Consider the following 23,191-nt stretch of genomic DNA (forward strand, 5'->3'; position numbering starts at 1 on the left):
CTTTCACATGAACCGATAGTGGTTACCACGTAGGCTAACCCGCATTAACGTATTTTGCTATACCTCAAGGTCAAGACGTTCAAAATCCGAAAGTAATCGGCTATGGTCAATTCATCATGACGACCAGCAAGCGGACTCGGCCCCAGCGCGGAACGGACCGCCGACTCCAACTCATCGACGCAGCTACCGTGCTTTTTGCCGAGCGCGGCTACCCGTATGTGTCGGTCGCTGATATCGCTCGCAAGGCCGGAGTCAGCACGCCGACGCTGTACCGCCACTTCGCCGACAAGGGGTCCCTACTGCTCGCTGCCGTACAGAAAACGGTCGACGACTTGGAAGCCAGCACCGATGCCGCCGCCTTGGAAAGCAGCGCCAACCCCGCCGAAGCACTGGCTGTCAGCATTACCCGATTGAGCATCTCTAGTCCCCACGCCACATCCCTGTGGCGGTGGTCGGGCCAGCACCTCTCAGCGGACGACAATGCCGAGGTGGTGCGCCGAACCCGGTCAGTGTTGCGCCAGTGGGCCAGCGCGATCCGCGCCAACCGAACCGACCTCACCGAACGCGAATCGATGTATCTCGCCGGGGCCGCGCTCAGTGTGGTCGGCAGCGGCGCAGGCCGGGTTGTCCGGCAGAACCCACGCAACGCGGAGGCGACCCTGGTGGAATTGGTGCGGCGCAGCATCACCCTGTCCCCCGACCAAGCAACCGTTCCGAGCCCCATTCATCACCTCGACGACGAGGAACCCACGCGCCGCGATGAGATTCTCGATGCCGCGGCACGATTGTTCGCCGACCATGGGTTCGCAGGCACCGGAATGGATGAGATTGGCGCGGCCGTCGGCATCACCGGCCCCAGTGTCTACAAGCACTTCGCTTCAAAGATCGCGATTCTTATCGGCATCAGCCAACGGAGCGCGCTGCGACTGGAAGCGGGGGCGTTGGCCGCCTACGCGGCGACCGCAGACCCCAGCCGACGACTCGACGCCCTGGTTGACCACTATGTCGACACCGTGACGTCCTCGCCCGACTTGCTGGTTGGATTCAACAGCGCCTTTGCTCTCGTCGCGGAGCCACAAGCAGCGGAATTGCTGGCGGCCCAACGCCGCTACGTGGCACGCTGGATAACACTGCTCACCGAAGTCAACACGGCAGCCAGTGCTGCCGGAGCCACCAACACCGGCTCTCGCGAATCTGCGGTGCTGGCGGTGCACGCAGCGCTGGCGATCGTCAACGACGCGGTTCGGCTCCCCCGGAGCACTCCGCGCCCCGAGTTCGCCGCCCGGATGGCGTATCTCATGAAAGGCGTAATGGGTGTCTGACGGACCACTTGAGTACTCGCGCGACAAGCTCGCCGATGCCCTGCACCTAGATCCGGATGAAGCCAGGCGACTGTGGAATGCGTTCGGTTTCGCCCAGGTCGCAGGCGATGAGGTGCAGCAGTTCAGTCCGAAGGATCTGGCGGCATTGGCGGTGTTCGCCGGTGAGGATGAGTTGATGGATCCGACGGCGCAACGTGCTGCCGCCCGCGCGATCGGCCAGGCAACCGCCCGGTTGGCTCAGTGGCAGGCAGAAGCCATCAACCGGCTGGCCGCCGACCCCAAAGTTACGGCGACGCCCGATGAGATGGTTGCCGCGCTCTCCCGTCTCCAAAATTTGGTGTGGCGTCGGCACTTGGAGGCGGGCTTGGCCGACGAAGCTCGCGAGTCCGAGCACGCGGAGGTGGTCGTCGGATTCGCCGATATCGTCGGCTATACGTCGATGTCTCGACGGCTCGGAATGACCGAATTGGAGAATCTCCTCGAAACTTTCGAGTCGGCGGCCTACGGCATCATCACCAGCCGGGGCGGTCAGGTCATCAAGACTATCGGCGACGCCGTCATGTTCACCGTGCTCGATCCCGCCGCGGCCGCCGAAATCGCCATCGAACTGCACTCGTTGACGTCCGACGGCGAACTCCCCGAACTGCGGATCGGCATGGCGCGCGGTCACGTCCTGATGCGTATGGGCGATGCCTTCGGTGAGCCGGTCAATATTGCCGCGCGCCTGGCCAGTGCCGCGCGTTCGGGCAGCACCTTGGTCGACGAGGATCTTGCCGCCGCTCTGCACGACAACGAACCGACACACGTCAGTTCCATCTCCTCGTTGTCGGTCCGCGGGTACCGAAAACTGCGCGCCTTCCGCCTTGTCCGTAATCGGAACTGGCCGTCGTGAGCCGGGTTGCCGCACTCGTCACTGCCGCCCTGATTGCGGCGGGAACCCTCACCGCTTGCTCGACCAGTTCCGCCGATCGGTCAATTACTGTCGCGGCATCGTCGTCGTTGCAGGCGGTCATGGCAACGATCGCCACCCAGTTTGAGCAGGAGCATCCCGGCACCACGGTCCGAATCGCAGAGTCGAATGCCCGCAATGTCGACGTGATCGCGACCGACACCGAAAGCGCAATGGATCGGCTTGGCAAGCAGGTCATCAGTCCTCGGCGATTCGCCTCGAACTCCCTAATTATCATTGCGCCGCTGGGAAACCCCAAGCACATCACCGGCTTTGCTTCGTTGGGTAACCCCGACCTCCGCGTGGCCACCTGTTCGGAACGACTGCCGTGCGGGGCCAGTGTGGTGCGCACCGAGCACGTCACCGGCACACAGCTGGGCACACCCCTGCACGTCGATTCCGGTGCGACAGCTGTGGCCTACGTCGCGGCGGGGCGGGCCGATGCCGCCCTCGCCTACCGGACACAGGCACGGTCCGGGAACGGCGTCAGCTTCATGACCGTCGACGACCCCGTGTTTGACCAAGCGATCAACCGGTACCCCATCGCTGTTGTCCGCGGGAGCAAGAACGATTCCACCGCGGCGGACTTCATTGCCACTGTGCTCGGTCCCGAAGGCGGACGCGCACTCGCGACAGCTGGCTTCGGGCCACCTTCGGGCTAATCCCAGCCGGGTTGGGCGTCGCCACCGGTGGACGCGATCGCGATTACCTACGCGGTGTACGACAGCGCGTCGAGCGGATCCGCGTAGATCTCGTCGAGGGCGACGGCACCGGCGGCCTTCTGCTGCACGGTGATTGCCGAGCGTGCCACGCGCACGTCACGCTGCGTCAGCACCGTGGTTGCCCGCAGGGACTTGCTGACCGCAGGCAGCGCCTCCGGGTAGTCAGTAAATGCCTGACCACCGAGGATCACGTGATCGGGGTTAAAGATGTCTGACATCAGCGCCACCGTGCGGCCGAGGACTTCGGCACGTTCGGTCAGGATGTCGTTGGCGATGGTATTGCCGGTGCGGGCCGCGGTCCGCAGATCGTCCAGCGATTCGACGTCCAATCCGGCCTTTTGCGCGGCGTACAGCACGCCGGAATCGCTCACCGTCGGCTCGAGTCGGCCCGTGTTGTCGGGGTCGAGGAGGGTGGTTGCACCGCTCGGGAAGTGTCCGATGGTGGGCGGACCCGCTGCCGGGGTGTGGACGGCACCGTCGACGCTGAAGGCAATGCCGACCATTTCACGGGCGTAGAAGTAGAGGAAGTTCTGACTCTGATCGGCCGGGCTCACCACTTGTTCGGCGGCAGCCATGGCCTCCACGTGCGAAGCCACCGAGACCGGCAGACCGAGCGCTTCGGCAATGACGGACCCGACGGGCACGCCTTTCCAGTCCAGTCGCGGATGGTCGACAAAGCCGCCATCGGAGACGCGGCCACCGAGGGCGACGCCCGCCCACAGCAGGCGCTTGCCGACCCAGCGGTCAGCGAAACGGCGCGCGCTGGCACCGATCTGTGCCACAACTTCTTCCGGCGTCTCCGCCTGCGGGGTCGGGATGGCGATAGCGCCCGCAACCCGGTGCGCGAGGTCGTGGGTGGTGATGGAAGTGACCTTGTAACCGATATGGATTCCAATGGTCAGGAAGCCGTCGGTGTTGATCTCGAACGGCACCCGCGGGCGGCCAACGGCCCCGGGCGGGGTCAGGTCGGCGCGCTCACGAATGAGGCCGGCCTTGAGGAGCGCGCTCACCTGTCGGTTCACTGTCGAGATCGACAGGCCGGTCAGCGCTGCTGCATCGTCGCGGAACACTGGCCCCGAGGTACGCGCACTACGCAGGACGAGTGCAGCGGCCTTCGTCGACAGTTGCAGCTTCGCGGTAGTCACGTGCGGGGCGCTGCGTTTGGCGGCTACCGGCGCCGGGACGCCAGCGGGGCGAACGACGACACCAACCGGAGTGGTGTGAGACAGAATTGGGCGATCAAGTGCGGTGGTCATGAGATTTTGGGTCCTGGTGCCTGGGAGGGGACCGGCAGAAGCGGTCACCACAAAGAATTCCCGCGCGGAACAGCGCGAGTCGGAGCTGGGTTCAGCGCATTCGGCAACGACAGAGGACCCGCGCCAGCGGCAGACGGCATCCCAGAGCGGTGGTCACATAGGTGACCTCCGGGATGGCGAAGGGCTGACTGGTCATGCGACCGAAGTTAGCAAGCCCCCACCATCCGTGCAAGTAACCGCGACAAGTACGTTGATCAATGTGGGAGTCCTTTACATCGTTCGACACGGCCAAGCCCCAGCGCACGCCTATTCCACGGACCCGGATTCGGTCGGCGGACCGGGCCTCACAGATCTCGGCTTTGCCCAGGCTCGCGCGGCTGGTGTCGCTCTGGCCAGGCAAGTAAAGACCTTCGACGCTGTCTTCTGCGGCGACCTCCCTCGTCAGCGCGCAACAGCTGCCAGCATTGCCGAGGCCTTCGATTCGCTCCCGGACGCGACCGTCGATGCGGACTGGAACGAATACGTCACACCGACGGTCCCCGAAGGCGACGACATCTACGCGGGCGGCGGGCAGCCCTTCCAGGACGCACTCACACATGCGTTGGGTGCCTGGGTCAACGGTGCGGCAGTCGGGCCGGAAACATTCGAGGATTTCGTCGGTCGTACGCGCACTGCCGCGGCCCGCGCAGCGGAAGCCGCAGGCTCGGGCAAGAACGTCCTGGTGGTGTCGTCAGCTGGCACCATCACCCAGCTAGTTGCACAACTGTGGAACGTTCCGTCCGAATCATGGCCCGCCATGTCACGGACGTTTGTGAACACGGCGATCAGCAAGGTCCTGTCGGGCAAGCGAGGGCTGACCCTGGTCTCGTTCAACGACCACGCCCACGTCGCTGACACGACTTCAGGCCTGCTGACGTACCGGTAGAGCCTTACCCGAGCGCGCGGAGACCGGCAGCGATGAATTCGCCGGTGGCTTGAGCGGCACGTTCGGCACCGTCAGCTCCGGAGGATCCACCCGCGAGGGCACGGTGCGTGATCCCCTCGGCGATGACGCCGAGTTTCAGGTTGGCCAGCCCCAGATAGAAGGCCCAGTCACCGAGATCAGCGCCCGTTGCCGCAACATAGCGTTCCACGAAACCGTCGTCATCCGGGTACCGGTCGCTGGTCCAGGCCGCATCGAACCCGAGGACCGATGAGAACACCGGCGTCCGGTACACGCACATCAGGGCGAGGTCGGTGAGTGGATCGCCTAGCGCCGCCATCTCCCAATCGACGACGGCCGCCACCCGGCCGGCATCGGTGGGGTCGAGGATGGTGTTGTCGATGCGGAAGTCGCCGTGGACGATGGTGCTTCGCGCCTGCGCGGGCACACGCTCCGACAGCGCTGCGGCCAATTTCTCGACGTCGTCGAGTTGGCGGGTCTGCACAATGTCCCACTGCCGAGCCCACAACTTCACCTGCCGCCCCGCGAATCCCTCGGGTCGACCAAAGTCAGCGAGGCCCACCTCGGCGTAATCGACGGCGTGCAGGTCAGCGAGCGTTTTCACGAGCGCGTCGGCACTGGCGGTGACCTCATCGTCGGTCAGTGCCGACAAGTCCTCGACCGATCGAATCACGCGACCGTCAACGAACTCGACGACCGTGCACGGCGCTCCGATGAACTCCCCATCGCGGTCAATCGCAACGGTCTGCGGCACCGGCACGGCTGTCGACCCGAGGGCCGAGGTGACATCCCATTCCCGGTTCATATCGTGCGCAGAGGGGGTTAGTCCCCCCATCGGGGGCCGTCGCACGACCCAGTGGTTGCGGTCGTCGCGCACGTCGAAGGTCAGATTCGACCGACCACCGCTGATTAGCTCGATGCGAAGGTCGCCGACCGGCTCGATGTTGTTAGCGGCGAGCAACCGCTGCAGATTCTCCGCCTGCAAACCCGGATGTTCGGCCATTAGGCTTCACGCGCCTTGCGTACGCGCCCGACGGCGCGCTTGGCGATCGCCCAACGGTGCACTTCGCTGGGACCGTCGTAGATGCGGAACGGCCGCAACTCGTTGGCGAGTCGGGCGAGAGGCAGGTCTTCGGAGACACCGAGGCCGCCACACATCTGCATCGCACGATCGGCCACACGCGAGAACGCTTCCGCGCCAAACGTCTTGGCGATCGACGTGGAGTCGGAGGCGTGCTCGCCCTGATCCAGTTCGTAGCAAGCCCGGACCAGCAGTGCACGGGAAGCAGCGAGGTCAATCTCATTGTCGGCGATCATCTGCTGGATCATGCCGAGGTCGGCGAGGCGGCCACCGAAGCCTTCGCGCTGTTCCACGTAGTCAACAGCGATCCGGTGGGCTCGCACTGCGCTGCCCATCCAACGCATCACGTGCGTCATGCGGGCCGGTCCGAGTCGCACCTGCGCGTAGCGATAGCCCTCGTGAGGGGCGCCGAGGACGTCGTTGTCGGGGACGAAGACATCGGTGAAGCTGACCTCGCAGTGCCCCCCGATCATCGCCTTGTCCGTGGTGTGGATATGCCGGTCAACGCTAATTCCCGGTGTCTGGGCGGGGGCCAGGAACATCGTGGCGCCTCCGCGATCGCCGCGCTGGCCAACCGTGCGAGCCATGATGATGAAGAACGCGGCACCTTCGGCACCGGTAATGAATCGCTTGAGTCCGTTGATCTTCCAGCCGCCGTCGACCTTTTCGGCCGTGGTTGACAGGCCATTCGGGTCCGCGCCAGCACCCGGTGCAGGTTCGGTCATCGCGAAGGCGCTGCGAACCTCACCGGAGGCGAGGGGCGCGAGATACTTTTCCTTCTGCTCGACGGTCGCAATGTGCGCGAGCATGTGAATATTTCCCTCGTCGGGTGCGCCGACATGGAGGGCAATCGGACCGAAAGTGGAGGCACCCGCAGCTTCAAAGACGGGCGCGCGGTCGGACATGTTGAGGCCCAGACCACCGAACTCAACGGGCGCGTGGGGGGCGAAAATCCCTGCAGCACGTGCCTTGGCGTTCAGTTCGCGGCGCAGATCGTCGCCGCCCGCGGCGGTGATGTCACCGGCGAACTGCATTTCAACGGGCAGTACCTCATCGGCGATGAACGCCGTGGTCCGCGCAACGAGGTCCTGTACCTCGGCACTGTAGGAAAGGTCGACAGCCATGGGCCCTCCAAAAATCTCCGACCGAGCGAGCGCTCGGTCAGCTCTCAGATTGTCATGAAGGCCATGCCGCGTCAACCAGTTCCCGCGACTCCCTCACCGTGGGACATATCCGACGATCGCGCGGGCAAATTGCAAATTCTGCGCGATCAATTCGTCGGCGCTCATCGGCCCATCGACGCGATACCAGGTCGACACTCCAACGCACATCGTCGCCACGGCGCGCGCCGCACCCTTCGGCGCCGTCGTGGTAAACGCTCCGTCTGCCACGCCCGCTCCGACCACATCGTCAACCATCCGTTGCTGCCGTATGCGATGCCCGATGTAGACGCGGTGATACTCCGGATCCAGACTCCGGATCTCCGTCGAACCCACAAAGGCCTGTTCGCGGCGATACATGTGGAAGCGCAACAGCGATTCGACCACCGCGTCGAACCGGTCGACGGGATCGGGACCGGCCGCGTCGAGCGCCTCCTCCGACCGTCGCAGTAGATCCGACATTGTTAACTCCAACAACCCCTGGAGAAGCGATTGCTTGGACGGGTAGTGGTGATAGAGGCCGGGAACTGATAGGCCCGCCCGCGCGGCGATGTCGCGAACCGATGTGCCGTGGTAGCCGTGTTCGACGAAGGCATCGAGCGCTGCGGCCAACGGCGTCGGCAGGTCCGCTGCGCCGTAGTCGCGCCAATTCGTCATGGGTTCAACTTAGCTGTGCCGCCGGAGAATCCACCGTTCGACTCTCGGGAAGCAGCATCCTGACACAGATGTCGACCAGGGCGGCTCGATCCAGATCGACGAGGCCCTCGGTCCAGGATGCCAATAGTCGTCCGAGTCCACCGACTTGGAAGTGCGCGGCCGCCAGGGTCTCTTGACCACCGGTCACATCCGCTACTTCCGGCGCACTCTGGAACGTCAACTGCGTGAAAAGTGCCAGCATTTCAACGCGCTTGGCAGCCACCACGGGGCTTCGCAAGGTATCGGAGAAGAAGACGCGCCCTTTGCGAGGATCGCCGGCGATGATGTCGACGATCGCTTCGACTGCGCCGGCCACTTTGCCGCGCGGTCCGGATCCGGCGTTGAAGCCCTCGAGGGCACGTTCGGCAATCTGCTCGATTATGAGGTCGTACGCGGCTCCGACCAGCGCGTCCGCGTTCTCGAAGCTCTCGTAAAAGTATCGCGGGGTCAATTCGGCTCGGGTGCAGATGCCACGGACTGTCACGGCACCCGGCTCGGGCTCGGCGAGCATGTCGAGTGCCGCGTCGATCAGGGCCGCCCGACGACGCGCCACCCGGGCATCCCCTGATTCGCCGCCATAGGCCCGGAGTTTGCCCGCATCACTATTCGCCGAACTAGTCACATCCAACATCTTGACACCTAGCGTCGCCCAGCGTTGAATCAATTAGGAAACAGTCGTTATCAGTTATTCGGCCCGGGGAGAATCCACATGACCACCGACGCAATCGATCCTGCTGCCGCCGAACGGCATTCGCGCCGAGAAGATCTCGATGCACAGGAGGTCGATAAGCTCGGCATGCTCGGTATCGCCCTCCTCGCCGGCCCCGCAAATGTCATCATGCAGCTCGCCGTCCCGGCCGTCGGATACGGCGTCTTTGAAAGCAAGGTCGACTCCGGCAATCTCTTCAAAGTCCCGATCAAGCGGACCCGGACCACACTCTCCTACCTCGCGGTGGCGGCCACCGGCAGCGCCGACGACCGCCGACTGTATCGCCAGGCAATCAACAAGGCCCACGTCCAGGTTCGGTCGTCCGACGACAGTCCCGTCAAATACAACGCTTTCGATCCGAAGCTGCAACTGTGGGTGGCCGCGTGCCTCTATCGCGGTTGGGAAGACATGGAACGCCTCTACGGCGATCCCTCGAATATCACCGAAGCCGCGTACCAGCAGGGTTCAGTCATGGGCACCACCTTGCAGATGCCTCGCGAAATGTGGCCTGCCACCCGAGCCGACTTCGAGAAGTACTGGAACGACACCATCGACGGCATCGAGGTCGACGACACGATCCGCAACTACCTGATGGCCATCGTCCGCATGGAGTTCATGCCCAAACCGATCACCTTGGCCTTTGGAAAGTTCTCCGAAACGATGACGATCGGCTTCCTGCCCGTCGAGTTCCGCAACAAGATGGGGCTCACGATGTCGCCCGGTCAGGAGCGATTCTTTAAGGTCCACAACGCCATCGTCCGCAAGGTCGTCAAGATCCTGCCGGGGCCGCTGAAGCACTTCCCCTTCAACGTATTGCTTGCCGATGTCCGCTGGCGGACCAAGACCGGCCGCTCGTTGGTTTAGGTAGCGCGGAGTTCTTTCAGCGCGCTTCGGTCAAGGTCCGCGACGTCGCGGTGGCCCGAGAGACCGAGCGTGAGGTCGAGTTCGCCGATGATGTTGGCAACAACGTCGCGGGCACCGTCGGTGCCGTCGATCGCCAACCCGTACATGTGCGGGCGGCCGATGCAGACGGCGTCGGCACCCAGCGCCAAGGCCTTGAACACGTCCGATCCCGTATAGAAACCAGAGTCGACGAGGACCTTGATTTGGCCGCCGACCGCGTCGACGATGTCGACCAGCGCATCGGTGCTCGAAATGGAGCCGTCGACCTGACGTCCGCCGTGGTTCGAGACCAAGACACCATCGACCCCCATCTCCACGGCCTTGCGGGCATCGTCGGGATGCAGAATCCCCTTAAGGACAATCGGCAACGACGTCCGCTTACGGAGGCTTTCGATGTCGTCCCAGTTCAACGACGTACGCGAGTAGATCTCAAGGAAAGTCTGCACGGCGGTGCGTGCTTCCGGCTTAGTCATATTGGTCAGGAGTTTGCCCGGCACATTGCGGGCGATATTGAACAGTGTCTTGACGGCACCGAGCGACACGTCGGGGCGCTCGTCAGGGTTCACTCCCAGCGACGCCGCCTTAATGCGTTCGGCGACGATCTCCCAGAACGACGGGTCTGACGTGTACTGACTGATGCCTTCGGCGCGACTGAACGGCAGGGACCCCAGGTTCAAGTCTTGCGGTCGCCAACCCAGCATCGTGGTGTCGAGGGTGACGACGAGTGCCGCAGCACCGGATGCTTCGGCCCGCTCGATCAGGCTCGTTACCAGGCGATCGTCGGTCGACCAATACAGCTGAAACCAGTGCGGCGCTTCGGGATTCACGGCCTCCATCGCCGCCGCGACGTCTTCCATCGGGGCGCTACCCTGATTCGAGAAGATGTAGGGAACACCGAGTTGGGCGGCGGCCTCGCCAATGTGAATGTCCGCGTTGGGCATGGCGAGTGCGCCGGCACCGACGGGCGAGAACAAGATCGGCGCGGGCAAGTGCTGGCCGAACAGTTCGATACCGAGGTTTCGTTCGGACACATCGCGCAGCATGCGCGGCACGATGGCCCAACGATTCAAGGCGTCCCGGTTGGCCGTCATGGTCCGGCCTTCGCCTGCGCCGCCAGCAATGTAGGCCCAAGCCCGCTTACTCAACGCCCGCTTCGCACGACGCTCCAACTCCGCGAAGTCTGCGGGCACCTTGGGCGTGCGTCCGTGGACACCCGCCGTGTAAATGACGTTCTGCCGTTCCCTGCCGAAACCTTGCGAGACCATGCGCCCATTGTGGCGCACGCCACCCCGGATGCGGTTACTCGGGTGAGTCTTCCCGCACCAGGAAGAAGTAGAAGTGGTGGTCGCGGACCAGCGACGTCTTGCCGTTCATGATGCCCATCAGCGTTTTATCGTCGACGCGCTTAAAGTGGTCAATCACCGGCTGGCCGTCATAGATCATGGATGCGGTTGTCTCGCCACGGAATCCCACCATCCATGCGCTGGCCTCACCTTTGCCGATCTCCGTGTTGGAGTACAGCTCGCCGTCGTCGTTCCGGCAGACCATCGGCTTCACGTCGAACCACGAATTGAAGGTCTTCCCATGCCATTTCACGACGGGCAACTGCCCGTCCATCGGGTGGCCGGTCGGGAGTTCGCCGCCCACCCACGACCCGATCAGTTCCTCAACCTGCACTACCGGCAAGGCCGCCCAGATGGCGTCGAGGTCAGCGGGGTCGCTATTTTCCTGAGAGTCGGCCCGGCGACGAAATTGCGCCACAGCTTCTTCACGGGCACTCACGGAAACTTCGGTCACGCGAAAATCATCTCCTCTTCGACGTCGTACTTGCGAGCGTCAATAGCATCCAAAATTAGGTTGTGGCGGACCAGCCACGGTGCCCGATCGCCAGCCTTCGGCAGTTTGCTGCCCGACCGCTGCACATATCCGGAATCCAATTCCAGTAGCGGATGCGTCTTAGGCTTCGGTCCCCTCATCGACGGCACGGCACGGGTGTAACCGTTGGTTCTCATGTGCGCCAGCAGATCTCCGACCGCCTGGCTCGTCAGGTCAACCCGCAACGTCCACGAAGCGTTCGTGTAGCCGACCGACCACGCGAGGTTTGGCACGTCGTTGAGCATGTAGCCGCGGTAGGCAAACTTGTCGCCAGCTTCGAATTTCTCCCCGTCGACGGACAAACTCGCACCGCCGAAGGTCACCAGATCGAGTCCGGTTGCGGTAACGATGATGTCGGCATCGAGGTGCCCGCCGGAATCCAGGTCGATGCCGGTGGCGGTGAATTTTTTGATCGTGTCGGTCGCAACATCGGCAGTCCCAGACTTGACGGCCTTGTAGAAGTCACCGTCGGGAATGATGCATAGTCGCTGGTCCCACGGCTCATACCTCGGCTTGAAGTGCGTATCAACGTCAAAACCCTTGGGCAACATGGCGATTGCGATACGTCGCAGAGTCCTTCTCGACATCTTCGGGAAGGTTCGGCAGTAGAGGAACATCAACATGGTCCCGATGGCATTGCGCCAACGAATCACGTCGTGGGCGACTTGTTTGGGCAAAACACGCATCATCACCTTCGTGAGTGGGTCTTCCCACGGGTAGGGAAACAGATACGACGGTGAGCGCTGCAGCATCGTGACGTTGCGAGCCGCTGGTGCCATCGACGGGATCAGCGTGACCGCCGTAGCCCCCGATCCGATGACCACCACATTCTTGTCGGTGTAGTCCAGGTCTTCCGGCCAAAACTGCGGGTGCACGATAGTTCCCGCAAAGTCCTTCTCGCCGGGGAACTCGGGGCGATATCCGGACTCGTACTTGTAGTAGCCGGTGCACATGTAAAGGAAGCGGGTGACGATCGCCCGCGGCACGCCGTCAACGAGCACATCGACTGTCCACAAGTCCGTCGACGTATCGAAGTCGGCGCCAGTTACATCCACTTCGAATTGGATGTGACTGTAGATGCCGAACTCGTGCGCGGTCTGTTCCAGGTAGTGGCGGATCTCGTCGCCTTCGGCGATCATGCGGTCACCACGCCACGGGCTCCACGGGAAGCTCAGGGTGAAAATATCTGAGTCAGACCGCACGCCGGGGTAGCGGAAGAGATCCCAGGTCCCACCGATTTGGCTGCGGCGCTCCACAATTTGGTAATTCAGGCCGGGATTGCGTTCGCGCAACCGGTACGCCGCATCAATCCCGGACAGGCCGGCCCCGACGATGAGGACATCGAGTGGCTGGCCCGCCGTCGAATTCTGGCCTGACTCTTCGTGCTGTTCCACGTCCGTCGCACCTCTCTAGACCCCGTAACTATGGTCTGGATCACTCTACAGAGTCGCGGTGCTGCGATCGGCTGCAGGCGTCGGACCCACGGAGTCCGTGCCACGATGCCGCTATGCGGTCTTCTTGGCGGCAGCCTTTTTAGCTGGGGTTTTCTTTGCAGCGGCCTTCTTTGCCGGGACCTTTTTGGCTGCCGTCTTTTTGGGCGCGCTCGTCTCTTCTGATGACCCAGTCTCGTCTGCCGACCCAGTAGCTTCCGCTGGGGCTTCCTTGCCGCGGTCCTTCACCGAAGCACGCAGAGCCGCCAGCAGGTCGGCAACTTCCGAGTCGTCGTCGGCCGCCGGTTTCTCGTCCGCGACAAAGGCTTGCTCACCACCGGCGCGGGCCTCAATCAACTTGCCGAGCTCCACCTGGTAGGTGTCTTCATATTGGCTGGGATCAAAATCGGAGGCCATCGTGTCGATCAACGACGACGCCATCTCGAGTTCCTGGTCGCGAATTTCAATGTCACTACCGAGGAAATCAAAGTCGGGTACGCGCACTTCGTCGGGCCACAGCAGAGTCTGCAAGGTCATCACGCCGTCGATAACTCGCAATGCCGCCAAACGCGTCTTAGTCCGCAAAGTGAAGTTCGCGATGGCGAGACGTTCGGTTCTCTCCAAAGCCTTCGCCAGCAGCACGTAGGCTTTCGGCGACTTCGACGCCGGTTCGAGATAGTACGGTTTGTCGAAGTAGATCGGGTCAATCTGGTCGATCGGGACAAACTCCAGAATCTCAATTTCGGGGCTCTTGCTCACCGGAAGTGTCGCGATGTCTTCCTTGGTCAAGATGACGCGCTCGCCATTATCTGATTCGTAGGCGTTAGCGATCTTCGCGAATTCCACCTCTTGATCAGTACCTTCTCGAACGCGACGATAGCGGATCCGCGCGCCGTCGGATGAGTCGACTTGGTGTGACTCCCGGTCGTGATTTTCTGTCGCGGAGTACACCTTGACCGGTACATTCACGAGGCCAAAGCTCAGATCGCCTGTCCAGATCGAGCGCATACAAGCGATTGTGCCAGTAGTCCTGGAACAATTCATTCTATGGCGAGAACTGAGTTGCAGGTCGATGGGCGAACCATTGCCCTGACAAACCTCGACCGCGTTCTCTATCCGCTGAGCGGAACCCGCAAATTCGAGGTCGTCGACTATTACATTCGGGCGGCCGATGCAATGCTTCCGCATTTGGCGGCCCGACCCGTCACCCGAAAGCGTTGGCCCGCCGGGGTGGAGTCGGCCCCATTCTTTGAGAAGGCGCTACCTGCGGGTGCTCCCGAGTGGATAGCTCGCTTCACAATTGAGCATTCACAGCGTCGAGCCGAGTATCCGGTGATCCGGTCGGCGGCTGATCTGGTGTGGCTGGCTCAGGTCGCCGCCCTGGAGTTGCATGTGCCGCAATGGCGAATCGATCTGATTGAAGAGATTGGCGAGCAACAGATCCGGCGCGCTGACCGGTTGGTCCTCGACTTGGATCCGGGCCCCCGCGTCAGCCTCGATCAGTGCGCGCGGGTCGCCGTCGATATCCGCGATCTACTCGCCAATGCTGGGCTCACCGCATACCCGGTGACAAGTGGCAGCAAGGGGATCCACCTCTACGCGAAATTTGCGGCGCCGGTGAAGTCGGAGTCGGCGCGTGCCGTCGCCAAACAGGTCGCCACCGCACTGGCACACGAGCACCCGCGCACAATCACTGCGAGCATGGCGAAGGCCGAGCGTGAGGGGCGTGTGTTCATCGACTGGAGTCAGAATTCGGGTGCCAAAACGACGCTGGCGCCGTACTCGCTGCGCGGGCGCGAACAGCCGTGGGTGGCAGCTCCGCGAGCGTGGGACGAATTGACCGAGACGGGTCTGAGACAACTTACCTTCGACGAAGTGTTGAACCGCCTCGATGAGGTCGGCGACTTGCTTGCCGGGTTGTCCGGTAGCAGCGACGCACCGGAATCCGGCGGCAAGTTTGCGGACAGCCGGGTTGTTGATCTGGGCGAGTACCGCAAGAAGCACGCATCGAGGGCTCGCGCGCAGAGCCGAAGCCGAACTTCGCCCCCTGCACCAGCGGCACCTGCGACGTCCCCTTCCCCGGCCATCCCAGTCCTGGCATCCCCTTCGCTCGTGGACTCCGATCTGACGGCCCTGCGGCCCGCCTTGGCCTCGGACGACCCAGTCGACGGCCTGCCGGACGACGAGTGGGCATTCGAGGGTAAATGGGACGGTTTCCGAACGCTGATCCGGATCATCGATGGTCGCGCCCATCTCATTTCGCGATCGGGAAATAGCTTCGACGCCGACTTTCCCGAGTTCGCAGAGATGGCGAAGCATGCGGTGCGGCCGGACGGAACGCCGGTCGACATGGTGCTTGACGGCGAAATCGTCGCGTTGAATGCCGCCGGAGTTACGGACTTTTCGTTGCTCGCCTCGCGTCGTCGTACCACCGAGCCGCACGAATTGCGGTTGCACCTGTTCGACGTGCTCTACCTCGATGGGGTGCGCTTGTGGGCGGAGCCGTGGCAGATCCGCCGCGAGGTATTGGAGTCGTTGCGGTACTTCGACGACCTGCCCGCGGTCGACATTCCGGAACTACTTCCCGGACCGATCGATGTCGCGGCAGGGATTGCCCGGGAGAACGGGTGGGAGGGTGTGGTCGCCAAGCGCCGGGCAGCACCGTATCCGGCGGGGCGTCGCACCCCGGACTGGCGAAAGCACAAGAACTGGAACGACCTTGAGGTTGTCATCGGCGGGTATCGCCCTGGGCGCGGATCGTCCTCGACGATCGGTTCCCTGCTGGTTGGTCTGCCTGCCGAGCGGGGTCTGCGGTACATCGGCCGGGTCGGTACCGGCTTCACTCAGGCCGAACTCGACGATCTGCTCACCGAGTTGAAGCCGCTGCAGATCAGTCGGTGCCCCTTCATCGACGACATCGACAAGCCTGTCGCAACAAGCGCCACCTGGGTTCTCCCCAAACTCGTGGCCGACGTTCAGTTCATGAACTGGACATCGACAGGGCACCTGCGTCACCCGAGTTGGCGCGGCATTCGCCGCGACAAACTTCCCGGCGATCTGTAGTCGCGTGCCAGGTCACTCCAGGACGAAAATCGGGATCAGCCGATCGGTCTTGGTCTGGTACTCGGCATAGGGCGGGTATGCGGCGACCGCCAACTCCCACCAGTGAGCGCGCTCATCTCCGGATACCTCGCGGGCGGTCATCGTCTTCCAGGTGTCACCGTCGAGCACCTCGATCTCCGGGTTCGCTTTCACGTTGAAGTACCAGAGCGGATGCTTCGGTGCGCCACCGCGCGAAGCGACCATCGCGTACTTGCCGTCCTCCTCGACCCGCATCAACGGCACGTACCGCTTCTTGCCCGATTTCGCGCCGGTGGTGTTAAACAGCACCACCCGCATACCCATCAGTCGAACAGCATCGGTGGTGCCTGCTTCCAGGATCTGCTCGGTCTGGTCGCGGACCCAGTCGGTGGGACTCAGTTCTGGAGTTTCGCTCATGCGGTCGATGGTAGAACGCGAAGTCGTCAGCTGCCTGAACTACGCTCACAGCCACCATCGGTAGCCTGTGCACCATGATTCGCAGGCGCCGCACCGTGCTCATCTCGCTGGCCACCGTCCTGGTCCTCCTCGGTGGAGCATCCGTGGTTGCCGTCCAACTCGGTGCCGTTGGCTTCGTGACCACCTGGTGGAAGAACCGCGACCGCGCCTACCCGGACCTCGACACCGCGACACTGAACCCGACGCAGAAACGGATTGTCGAGATCACCCGTGCCGAGTTCGAGGCGCAGCCCGACGGTCTCAAATTCTCCGAGGGTGTCGACGAAGCCTGGTGCGCCAACTTCGTCACCTGGGTGATGAACGAGGCGGGTGCCCCGCTCGAGAACCCGAACTCCGGGAGCTGGCGCATCCCCGGTGTCTACACGCTGACCGAGTACTACCAGGATCACGGCCGCTTCCGCGCCGCCGATTCCGGCTACCAGCCGAAACTCGGCGATGTCATGCTGTACTCATCGGACAGTTTCTTCCGGCAGCACACCAACATCGTCCTCGCCTACGACGACAACGTAGTAACAACCGTCGGCGGCAACGAATGGGGTGGACACGTCCGCGTCAATCAATTCAAAGTTGGCGGGTACGTCGGCCTCGTCGGCTACGGCGTACTGCCGTAGCCGACGAGCGACATGCACCTGCCAGGTCAGCTCAGGTGATGGACTTCTTGCAGCCCGTAAACCGGCGTCTCGATACCTTCACAACGCGCCTTAAGCTGCAGCGCCAGGTATAGCGAGTAGTGACGCGACTGGTGGAGGTTGCCACCGTGGAACCAAAGCCCCGGCTGTTGGGTTGGCTTCCACATATTGCGCTGCTCGCCCTCCCACGGACCCGGATCTTTGGTGGTGTCCGAACCCAAGCCCCATACTTTGCCGACCCGGTCAGCCACTTCTTGACCCATCAGGTCCGCTGCCCAGCCGTTCATTGAGCCATAGCCCGTGGCGTACACGACGACGTCAGCTGGCAGTTCGGTGCCGTCGTCGAGCACCACCGACGTCTCCGTCAGATGGTCCACTCCCCCCTTCGCCAACTTGATGGTTCCGTTCGCGACCAGCTCACATGCGCCGACGTCAATGTAATAGCCCGAGCCTCGGCGCAGGTACTTCATGAACAGGCCCGACTCGTCGTCACCAAAGTCGAGGTCAAATCCGGCGTCCTCAAGGCGCTGGTAGTACTCCTTGTCGCGAGCACGGATCTCGTCGTACAGGGGAATCTGGAACTGGTGCATGATCTTGTACGGCAACGACGCGAAGGTCATATCGGCCTTCTTCGTGGTCATCCCGTCGGCCACCGCCTGCTCGCTGTACAGCGCGCCCAGACCGATCTCCATCAGCGACTGCGACCGCACAATGTGCGTCGAGGACCGCTGCACCATGGTGGTGTCGATGCCCGATTCGACGAGCGCCTTGCAAATGTCGTGCGCGGAGTTGTTGGCACCGATGACCACGACCTTCTTACCGACAAAGCCGTCCGGACCCGGATGCTGACTGGAGTGGTGCTGTTCACCGGCGAACACGTCTTGCCCGGTGAACTCGGGAACATTGGCCTTGCCCGACATGCCGGTGGCCAGCACCAGCTGTGTTGGGTACAGCGTCATGGGCTCGCCGTCTCGGACTACCTCGACCGTCCACCGTCCAGCCGCTTCGTCGTAGGTGGCGGACTGGCATTCGGTGCGACTCCAATAGGGCACCTCCATCACCTTGGTATAGAACTCCAGCCAGTCACCGACCTTGTCTTTCGGAGCAAAAACCGGCCAGTTCGACGGGAACGGCAGGTACGGCAGATGGTCGTACCAGACGGGATCGTGCAGGCAGAGGGTCTTGTACCGACCGCGCCACTGGTCACCGGGGCGGTCGTGCTTGTCGACGACGATCGACGGAACACCGAGCTGCCGAAGTCGTGCACCGAGGGCGATGCCACCTTGCCCGCCGCCGATCACCAGCACATAGGGCTGGACAGTCCGACCAAGTTCCGCCTCTTCCGCTTCACGCTTTTCCGCCCACGACCGTCGGTCGGGGTCGCTGCCGTGAACCGCGCCGAGTGGCCTCGAGAATCCCTGCGGCTCCTCGTGGTCGGAAAGCTCCTGCAGCGTGGTGAGCAGCGTCCACGCTCGGTCAACACCATCGTCGTCGGTGCGAACGCGGACCAGTCCGTCACCGCGACCGACGGCCGTCGCGAACGCTATGAACGCGGCGGCCACACCGTCATCCTCGGTGGCGTCCCCGGTGCGGGCAAACCCATTCGCAGCCGTCTCCCGCTGCCGAGCAGCGAGCATGTCGATGATTTCCGCTCGCCCTTCGACGGTCTTGAGGTTCCACGTGAAGGCGACGAGGTCGCGCCAGTACGAGTCGGCGACAAACAGGTCCGCGACCGCGCTCGGGTCGCCAGAGGCCAACGCCGTGTTGAACCTTTCGAGCCAGGCGTCGACCCGATCGTTCGGGGTCTGTTCGCACACCGAGGCCGGACGATCAATTGTCTGCGTCATGGGAGTGTCCTTTCACTGCCGCGTCTTATTCATGTGACTCACAGCACACTCGCCATTGACTGTGACGACAAGGGTTGCAGAGGGTTGCAGTCCGCTTGACCCGTAGCGATATCCACGCGAGGCTAAGACTGGATGTGATGCAGCGCACGATTGGAGGTGACGTGGATGAGTCAAGCAGGGCTACCGACTTCCCCGGAGCCGGCGCTGTCGAGCGGCGACGATCCCCGCGAGTTCGCGGCGGTGCTGCATGCCATGTACGACGCCGCAAGGTCAGGCGGGCAACTGCCTGCGCGTCCGCGCTCGGTCATCGGTGAGTCATGGGAGCGGGCGACCGATGCTGGCGTCGACCCCGAGCATGGTCGCCCCGTCGTTCCTCTCGAGATATCGACCGTCGAGCAGCGTCGCGTTGAATCGGGGCTCGAAAGCATCCTCGAATCGGTCACCGGCGGCCTCGACATCCTCCTCTCCGGAGGAGAAAACCTCTTGGTCATTGCCGACGCAACCGGTCACGTCCTGTGGCGGTCCGGCGGTCCGTCAGCACTTCGTCGCGCTGACAGACTCGGCTTCAGCGAGGGCGCTTCGTGGTCGGAGAAAGCCGTCGGAACCAATGCGATCGGAACGGCGCTCGCGACCCGACAGGCCGTTCAAATCTTTTCCGCCGAACACTTCGTTCGCACACACCACTCTTGGACTTGTACCGGCGCGCCGATCCGCGATCCCCAATCCGGAGACGTGCTGGGTGTGGTTGACGTGAGTGGGCCAGCCTCGTCAATCCACCCAACTACCCTGGCGCTCGTCGACTCTGTCGCGCGGCTCGCCCAATCCCAACTTCGCGACGCGCACCGCATGCACCTTGATGTTCTCCGTAGCGTCGCCGCACCCATCTTGGCCCGGGTCGGCGCCCCCGCCGTTGCTGTCGACCCGCACGGCTGGGTTGCGGCCATCGACCGCCTTGCCCCTCGGCCGCGGATCGCATTGCCACGATCTCTTCGTGCAGGACAGCAAGACATTTCCGGAATTGGACTCTGCGATGTGGAACCGCTGCCCGGCGGGTGGCTACTCCGCCCAATCGAGGCTGGTACCTCCTCGACCGGCGTCACGGTCCGCATCTCTCGTGAGCAAGACGGGCCGTCGACCGTCCAGGTTGATTCGATGCGCGGTTCGTGGGTCGTAACTCCATCACCCCGGCATTTGCAGATCATCGAGTTGCTAGCCGCCCACCCGGATGGCCTCACGGCGGCGCAATTGTCGGCACACCTCTTTGGCGACCCCGCGCGCTCGGTCACCGTGCGGGCGGAAGTGTCGCGGCTGCGGAAACAATTCGGCAGCCTGATCGCGACAGGACCGTATCGTTTCAGTTCGAGTGTCACCGTAGTGTCGTAACATTGCGTGCCCGCCGCCACAGCGCCGCGACCGTCACGATCTGACCTCAGATACGAGGGGCGTTTGGTGCTGAGATGAGTCGTCGGCGATAGCCTGTAACAGGAAACGGCCTATATCTTAAAAGGAGTCGCATGTTCGTCGTCGCGCAGATCAGCGATCTCCATTTCGATGGCAGCACCGAACACCGCAAACGGGTGGAAGCGGTGATGGATTACCTCAATGGTCGCTGCGGTGGGCCGCGCAATATCGATGCCCTCCTGGTCACCGGCGATTTGGCCGACGAAGGCCTTCCCGAGGAGTACCGCGAAGCGGTTGAGACCCTGTCCACCGAGATCCCCACCCTCGTGACGCTTGGCAACCACGACAGTCGATCCGCCTACACTTCGGTAATCCAGGGGGCCGAGTGCAGCGAGCCGGTGAACTCGGCACTGCGCTTATCCGGACTGCTGGTGCTGGCGCTCGACTCTTCGATCCCCGGCCGCTCCGATGGTTACCTGTCGCGGCCGACTCTCGACTGGGCACGCACCCAAATTGCTGAAGCTGGACTCGACACCGACGTTCTCATTTCGTTCCACCATCCCGCCGTCGCCGTCGGCATCCCGTTCATTGACGACCGCAGGCAACTCGATCCCGAGCTGCTCGCCGAGTTCATCGGTGAGCACCCGAACATCGTCGGTTGCGTCACCGGTCATGCCCACACACCTGCGGTCACCATGTTTGCTGGCCGCCCGCACGCGGTCGTTGGCGGTGTTGCGTCAACTTTGAGCCTCCCATTCGAAGGCACCGAGATCGTCAACCCGGTTCAGCGCCCAAACGTCGCCTTCCACCTCATCGACGACGATCATCGCCTGACCACCCACTTCAGGAGCGTCCCGCACTAGGCTGCCCACCTCAGCGTTAGGACTTAAGCCGCCACTTCCGGCCGGGTTCGATGGTTCGTTACTCGGCGAGCCGTGCGGCAGTCGTTGTTGGCTTGGTGCGGGACTTTGCGCGCCGAGGGCTATTCGCGGCGTGTCTGCTTGTTCGGCGTGTCGTCGGGGCATGGTCAGAACGGCGGAGTGCCTTCCTGTGCCGACGTCCGGGCTGCCTCCTGCTCGCGGATGCGGCGGTTCGCTGCCCGGCGGGCCATGCGGTAGGCGTGCTTGGCTTCGGTGCGGGACTGCGCGCGTCGAGGGCCGTTCTCGGCGTGTCCGGATTCTGGGCGTGTCGCCCCAACAATGCTGGCGCCGATCGGGGCGTGCTGGCAGGGAATCAACCCGACTTCGGGCAGCAGCCACGTGTTGAGTGCTTGCTGACGCACGGTGAAGCCTTCCGGGGTGCTCACTTCGGTCCAGATGACGCCGTTGGCGTCGACGATCTGGTCATCGATCCAGCCTTCGGCGCAGGTCTTGAGCCCGTGATGAAAACGGCACTTCGGGTTCAGATTGCACAAGCACGTCGGCCCACCGGCGGCCGGATCCCGATGGTTGTACTCACACACATGATCAAGGTCGGCAACAAATGCCGGTTCGGCGCAACCGGGCCAGGTGCACATCCCGAACAGGCCACGCACCACCGTATCGAGCGTGGCCGACGGGGCGGTAAGCATTGCCCGGCTGGGCCTGCTGATCGAGCAGGTCACCCAGATCCAAATCCCGAGCCACCACATCCGAACGGCCAGCGATTTCGCGGACGTGCTCGGCCGAGATCGGGCCGAACCCATCGAGCACGGCCGGGGTGTCGGCGGTGCCGTCAAGGGTTTCCTCCCGCACCACCACATGCAGCACCACCCGCGCACACCGGGCCCCGATCTGCTCCGCCGACAGTTCAGCGGCGCAATCATCGCTACCGCACTGGCAGGTGAACGCGGTGCCGTTCAGGCGGGCCATCGCCGCATCCGAACGCCGAACCTGCTTGGTCCGGGGGTCTTTCGGGCACACCCCAGCAATCACCGCATCCAGGGTTTGTTTCGCCAACCGCACATCCTCGGCCGAGGCCGTAATGATCAACTCCGACATCCCCTCGTTAAGCGGGTTAACGATCACCTTCTTGTACGCCCGCACCTGCTCACGAGTGAGAGTGACCGCATCCGGGTCGTGTTCGGCGACCACCGCAGCCACCACCGCCTCCACCCGCGCCGCCGACAACCCACCCACATGCGCCAACCGGTAAGCAATCTCGGCATCAATCAACGCCAACAGCCCAAGATCATCGACCAGTGAGGTTTGCTCCACCACACGCGCAAACCACGCATCCGGGATCAGGCCGTCGCGCAGCAAACCACCCACGGCCGGAATCCGCTCAGCACACGCCACCGCGCGCTCCACAAACCGCTCAGCGGTGCACTGGCGCACCCCGGCAGCCGCCGCGTACGAGGCCGCGACCTTGCACAGCGGATCGTAAACCCGACCAAACACATCCGAAGCCGGATCCGCCTCGGCCACGGCACACTGCTCCTGCAGCAGCGAGTAGATCTCGGCGTAGCGATGCCACATCACCACCCCGGCAAAAGAATCCACCCGCGCAGCAAACGCCAACCGATCCGCACGGCTATCGCGCACCACCCCAGAGGCGGCCGCCGAACCCCCACCGGTCGCGGCCGGGGTGGGGCGGGCGATGCGGATAACAATCTGATCGTCGCGCACGGTAACCGTTGAAGCTGGCCGGCCGGCGGTGGTGGCGGTGGTGCGAGTGGTCATCAGATTGTTCCCTTCGAATCACTAAATCGAATGTACGTTCGATACTAGAT

General features: G+C 63.2%; 22 protein-coding genes. 9 read left to right on the plus strand and 13 right to left on the minus strand.

Going from position 1 to position 23,191, the window contains the following annotated elements; translation table 11 throughout:
- The first annotated feature begins 116 nt into the window (after window positions 1–116).
- The 3 genes from AC1L34_RS13785 to AC1L34_RS13795 are packed head-to-tail and all read left to right on the plus strand — an operon-like array spanning window position 117 to window position 2,933.
- Window positions 117–1,322, plus strand: coding sequence for a TetR/AcrR family transcriptional regulator (locus AC1L34_RS13785; RefSeq protein ID WP_424293850.1), 1,206 nt, complete (start codon window positions 117–119; stop codon window positions 1,320–1,322).
- Entirely contained in the window at window positions 1,315–2,214 is a 900-nt protein-coding gene (locus AC1L34_RS13790; protein ID WP_424293851.1) for an adenylate/guanylate cyclase domain-containing protein, read from the plus strand. The genes AC1L34_RS13785 and AC1L34_RS13790 overlap by 8 nt, the downstream gene beginning before the upstream one ends.
- On the plus strand, window positions 2,211–2,933 hold the full coding sequence (locus AC1L34_RS13795) for a molybdate ABC transporter substrate-binding protein (protein WP_424293852.1): 723 nt from the start codon (window positions 2,211–2,213) through the stop codon (window positions 2,931–2,933). Before AC1L34_RS13790 ends, AC1L34_RS13795 begins: the two co-directional genes overlap by 4 nt.
- Before the next feature lie 47 nt (window positions 2,934–2,980).
- Here the strand turns inward: AC1L34_RS13795 and AC1L34_RS13800 are convergent, their stop codons facing one another.
- Window positions 2,981–4,249, minus strand: coding sequence for an ROK family protein (locus AC1L34_RS13800; RefSeq protein WP_424293853.1), 1,269 nt, complete (start codon window positions 4,247–4,249; stop codon window positions 2,981–2,983).
- 259 nt (window positions 4,250–4,508) lie between these two features.
- Between AC1L34_RS13800 and AC1L34_RS13805 the strand changes: the two genes are divergently transcribed.
- Window positions 4,509–5,174, plus strand: coding sequence for a histidine phosphatase family protein (locus tag AC1L34_RS13805; RefSeq protein ID WP_424293854.1), 666 nt, complete (start codon window positions 4,509–4,511; stop codon window positions 5,172–5,174).
- Between the two features lie 4 nt (window positions 5,175–5,178).
- Here the strand turns inward: AC1L34_RS13805 and AC1L34_RS13810 are convergent, their stop codons facing one another.
- From AC1L34_RS13810 to AC1L34_RS13825, 4 genes are all read right to left on the minus strand, one after another.
- Complete coding sequence (locus AC1L34_RS13810; protein ID WP_424293855.1) at window positions 5,179–6,195, minus strand: phosphotransferase family protein; 1,017 nt, start codon at window positions 6,193–6,195, stop codon at window positions 5,179–5,181.
- Complete coding sequence (locus AC1L34_RS13815) at window positions 6,195–7,397, minus strand: acyl-CoA dehydrogenase family protein (RefSeq protein ID WP_424293856.1); 1,203 nt, start codon at window positions 7,395–7,397, stop codon at window positions 6,195–6,197. The genes AC1L34_RS13810 and AC1L34_RS13815 overlap by 1 nt, the downstream gene beginning before the upstream one ends.
- Window positions 7,398–7,490: 93 nt before the next feature.
- Complete coding sequence (locus AC1L34_RS13820) at window positions 7,491–8,090, minus strand: TetR/AcrR family transcriptional regulator (RefSeq protein ID WP_424293857.1); 600 nt, start codon at window positions 8,088–8,090, stop codon at window positions 7,491–7,493.
- A 4-nt stretch (window positions 8,091–8,094) separates the two neighbouring features.
- Complete coding sequence (locus AC1L34_RS13825) at window positions 8,095–8,760, minus strand: TetR/AcrR family transcriptional regulator (RefSeq protein ID WP_424293858.1); 666 nt, start codon at window positions 8,758–8,760, stop codon at window positions 8,095–8,097.
- Between the two features lie 78 nt (window positions 8,761–8,838).
- Here AC1L34_RS13825 and AC1L34_RS13830 point away from each other — a divergent pair, with 78 nt between their 5' ends.
- Window positions 8,839–9,702 carry an oxygenase MpaB family protein gene (locus AC1L34_RS13830; RefSeq protein ID WP_424293859.1) on the plus strand — a complete coding sequence of 288 codons (864 nt, stop codon included), beginning with the start codon at window positions 8,839–8,841 and terminating at the stop codon, window positions 9,700–9,702.
- On the opposite strand, the gene AC1L34_RS13835 is transcribed toward AC1L34_RS13830, so the two are convergent.
- The 4 genes from AC1L34_RS13835 to ku form a co-directional block, all read right to left on the minus strand.
- On the minus strand, window positions 9,699–11,006 hold the full coding sequence (locus tag AC1L34_RS13835; protein WP_424293860.1) for an alpha-hydroxy-acid oxidizing protein: 1,308 nt from the start codon (window positions 11,004–11,006) through the stop codon (window positions 9,699–9,701). The two genes, AC1L34_RS13830 and AC1L34_RS13835, sit on opposite strands and share 4 nt — an antisense overlap.
- Before the next feature lie 34 nt (window positions 11,007–11,040).
- Window positions 11,041–11,538, minus strand: a complete 498-nt coding sequence (locus tag AC1L34_RS13840) for a DUF4334 domain-containing protein (protein WP_424293861.1) — start codon at window positions 11,536–11,538, stop codon at window positions 11,041–11,043.
- Window positions 11,535–13,010, minus strand: a complete 1,476-nt coding sequence (locus AC1L34_RS13845; protein WP_424293862.1) for a flavin-containing monooxygenase — start codon at window positions 13,008–13,010, stop codon at window positions 11,535–11,537. Before AC1L34_RS13845 ends, AC1L34_RS13840 begins: the two co-directional genes overlap by 4 nt.
- A 111-nt stretch (window positions 13,011–13,121) precedes the next feature.
- Window positions 13,122–14,054, minus strand: a complete 933-nt coding sequence (gene ku / locus AC1L34_RS13850) for a non-homologous end joining protein Ku (RefSeq protein WP_424293863.1) — start codon at window positions 14,052–14,054, stop codon at window positions 13,122–13,124.
- A gap of 39 nt (window positions 14,055–14,093) precedes the next feature.
- Here ku and ligD point away from each other — a divergent pair, with 39 nt between their 5' ends.
- Complete coding sequence (gene ligD, locus AC1L34_RS13855; RefSeq protein WP_424322413.1) at window positions 14,094–16,109, plus strand: non-homologous end-joining DNA ligase; 2,016 nt, start codon at window positions 14,094–14,096, stop codon at window positions 16,107–16,109.
- 12 nt (window positions 16,110–16,121) lie between these two features.
- Here ligD and AC1L34_RS13860 read toward each other — a convergent pair whose 3' ends face one another.
- A complete protein-coding gene (locus tag AC1L34_RS13860) occupies window positions 16,122–16,544 on the minus strand; it encodes a nitroreductase family deazaflavin-dependent oxidoreductase (protein WP_424293865.1) in 423 nt (140 codons plus the stop codon).
- A gap of 74 nt (window positions 16,545–16,618) precedes the next feature.
- On the opposite strand from AC1L34_RS13860, the gene AC1L34_RS13865 reads away from it, so the two are divergent.
- Window positions 16,619–17,215, plus strand: coding sequence for a CHAP domain-containing protein (locus AC1L34_RS13865; protein ID WP_424322412.1), 597 nt, complete (start codon window positions 16,619–16,621; stop codon window positions 17,213–17,215).
- Between the two features lie 26 nt (window positions 17,216–17,241).
- Here AC1L34_RS13865 and AC1L34_RS13870 read toward each other — a convergent pair whose 3' ends face one another.
- Window positions 17,242–19,080 carry an NAD(P)/FAD-dependent oxidoreductase gene (locus AC1L34_RS13870; RefSeq protein ID WP_424296715.1) on the minus strand — a complete coding sequence of 613 codons (1,839 nt, stop codon included), beginning with the start codon at window positions 19,078–19,080 and terminating at the stop codon, window positions 17,242–17,244.
- Between the two features lie 165 nt (window positions 19,081–19,245).
- Between AC1L34_RS13870 and AC1L34_RS13875 the strand changes: the two genes are divergently transcribed.
- On the plus strand, window positions 19,246–20,463 hold the full coding sequence (locus AC1L34_RS13875; RefSeq protein ID WP_424322765.1) for a helix-turn-helix domain-containing protein: 1,218 nt from the start codon (window positions 19,246–19,248) through the stop codon (window positions 20,461–20,463).
- A gap of 131 nt (window positions 20,464–20,594) precedes the next feature.
- Window positions 20,595–21,344, plus strand: coding sequence for a metallophosphoesterase family protein (locus AC1L34_RS13880; protein ID WP_424296711.1), 750 nt, complete (start codon window positions 20,595–20,597; stop codon window positions 21,342–21,344).
- Between the two features lie 164 nt (window positions 21,345–21,508).
- Here the strand turns inward: AC1L34_RS13880 and AC1L34_RS13885 are convergent, their stop codons facing one another.
- Both AC1L34_RS13885 and AC1L34_RS13890 read right to left on the minus strand, forming a co-directional pair.
- On the minus strand, window positions 21,509–22,051 hold the full coding sequence (locus AC1L34_RS13885) for an HNH endonuclease signature motif containing protein (RefSeq protein WP_480035349.1): 543 nt from the start codon (window positions 22,049–22,051) through the stop codon (window positions 21,509–21,511).
- Window positions 21,948–23,141 (minus strand): DUF222 domain-containing protein, encoded by a 1,194-nt coding sequence (locus AC1L34_RS13890; protein ID WP_480034843.1) that lies wholly within the window; start codon window positions 23,139–23,141, stop codon window positions 21,948–21,950. Before AC1L34_RS13890 ends, AC1L34_RS13885 begins: the two co-directional genes overlap by 104 nt.
- Window positions 23,142–23,191: the final 50 nt, after the last annotated feature.

It is taken from the genome of Gordonia sp. 34D, from assembly GCF_056682775.1.

What these genes read in the sequence shown, in the direction of transcription:
- AC1L34_RS13785 (WP_424293850.1), top strand. Translation starts at nt 117, where the DNA reads ATGACGACCAGCAAGCGGACTCGGCCCCAGCGCGGAACGGACCGCCGA.
- AC1L34_RS13800 (WP_424293853.1), bottom strand. Translation starts at nt 4,249, where the DNA reads ATGACCACCGCACTTGATCGCCCAATTCTGTCTCACACCACTCCGGTT.
- AC1L34_RS13810 (WP_424293855.1), bottom strand. Translation starts at nt 6,195, where the DNA reads ATGGCCGAACATCCGGGTTTGCAGGCGGAGAATCTGCAGCGGTTGCTC.
- AC1L34_RS13815 (WP_424293856.1), bottom strand. Translation starts at nt 7,397, where the DNA reads ATGGCTGTCGACCTTTCCTACAGTGCCGAGGTACAGGACCTCGTTGCG.
- AC1L34_RS13820 (WP_424293857.1), bottom strand. Translation starts at nt 8,090, where the DNA reads ATGACGAATTGGCGCGACTACGGCGCAGCGGACCTGCCGACGCCGTTG.
- AC1L34_RS13825 (WP_424293858.1), bottom strand. Translation starts at nt 8,760, where the DNA reads ATGTTGGATGTGACTAGTTCGGCGAATAGTGATGCGGGCAAACTCCGG.
- AC1L34_RS13830 (WP_424293859.1), top strand. Translation starts at nt 8,839, where the DNA reads ATGACCACCGACGCAATCGATCCTGCTGCCGCCGAACGGCATTCGCGC.
- AC1L34_RS13835 (WP_424293860.1), bottom strand. Translation starts at nt 11,006, where the DNA reads ATGGTCTCGCAAGGTTTCGGCAGGGAACGGCAGAACGTCATTTACACG.
- ku (WP_424293863.1), bottom strand. Translation starts at nt 14,054, where the DNA reads ATGCGCTCGATCTGGACAGGCGATCTGAGCTTTGGCCTCGTGAATGTA.
- ligD (WP_424322413.1), top strand. Translation starts at nt 14,094, where the DNA reads ATGGCGAGAACTGAGTTGCAGGTCGATGGGCGAACCATTGCCCTGACA.
- AC1L34_RS13860 (WP_424293865.1), bottom strand. Translation starts at nt 16,544, where the DNA reads ATGAGCGAAACTCCAGAACTGAGTCCCACCGACTGGGTCCGCGACCAG.
- AC1L34_RS13865 (WP_424322412.1), top strand. Translation starts at nt 16,619, where the DNA reads ATGATTCGCAGGCGCCGCACCGTGCTCATCTCGCTGGCCACCGTCCTG.
- AC1L34_RS13870 (WP_424296715.1), bottom strand. Translation starts at nt 19,080, where the DNA reads ATGACGCAGACAATTGATCGTCCGGCCTCGGTGTGCGAACAGACCCCG.
- AC1L34_RS13875 (WP_424322765.1), top strand. Translation starts at nt 19,246, where the DNA reads ATGAGTCAAGCAGGGCTACCGACTTCCCCGGAGCCGGCGCTGTCGAGC.
- AC1L34_RS13880 (WP_424296711.1), top strand. Translation starts at nt 20,595, where the DNA reads ATGTTCGTCGTCGCGCAGATCAGCGATCTCCATTTCGATGGCAGCACC.
- AC1L34_RS13885 (WP_480035349.1), bottom strand. Translation starts at nt 22,051, where the DNA reads ATGCTTACCGCCCCGTCGGCCACGCTCGATACGGTGGTGCGTGGCCTG.
- AC1L34_RS13890 (WP_480034843.1), bottom strand. Translation starts at nt 23,141, where the DNA reads ATGACCACTCGCACCACCGCCACCACCGCCGGCCGGCCAGCTTCAACG.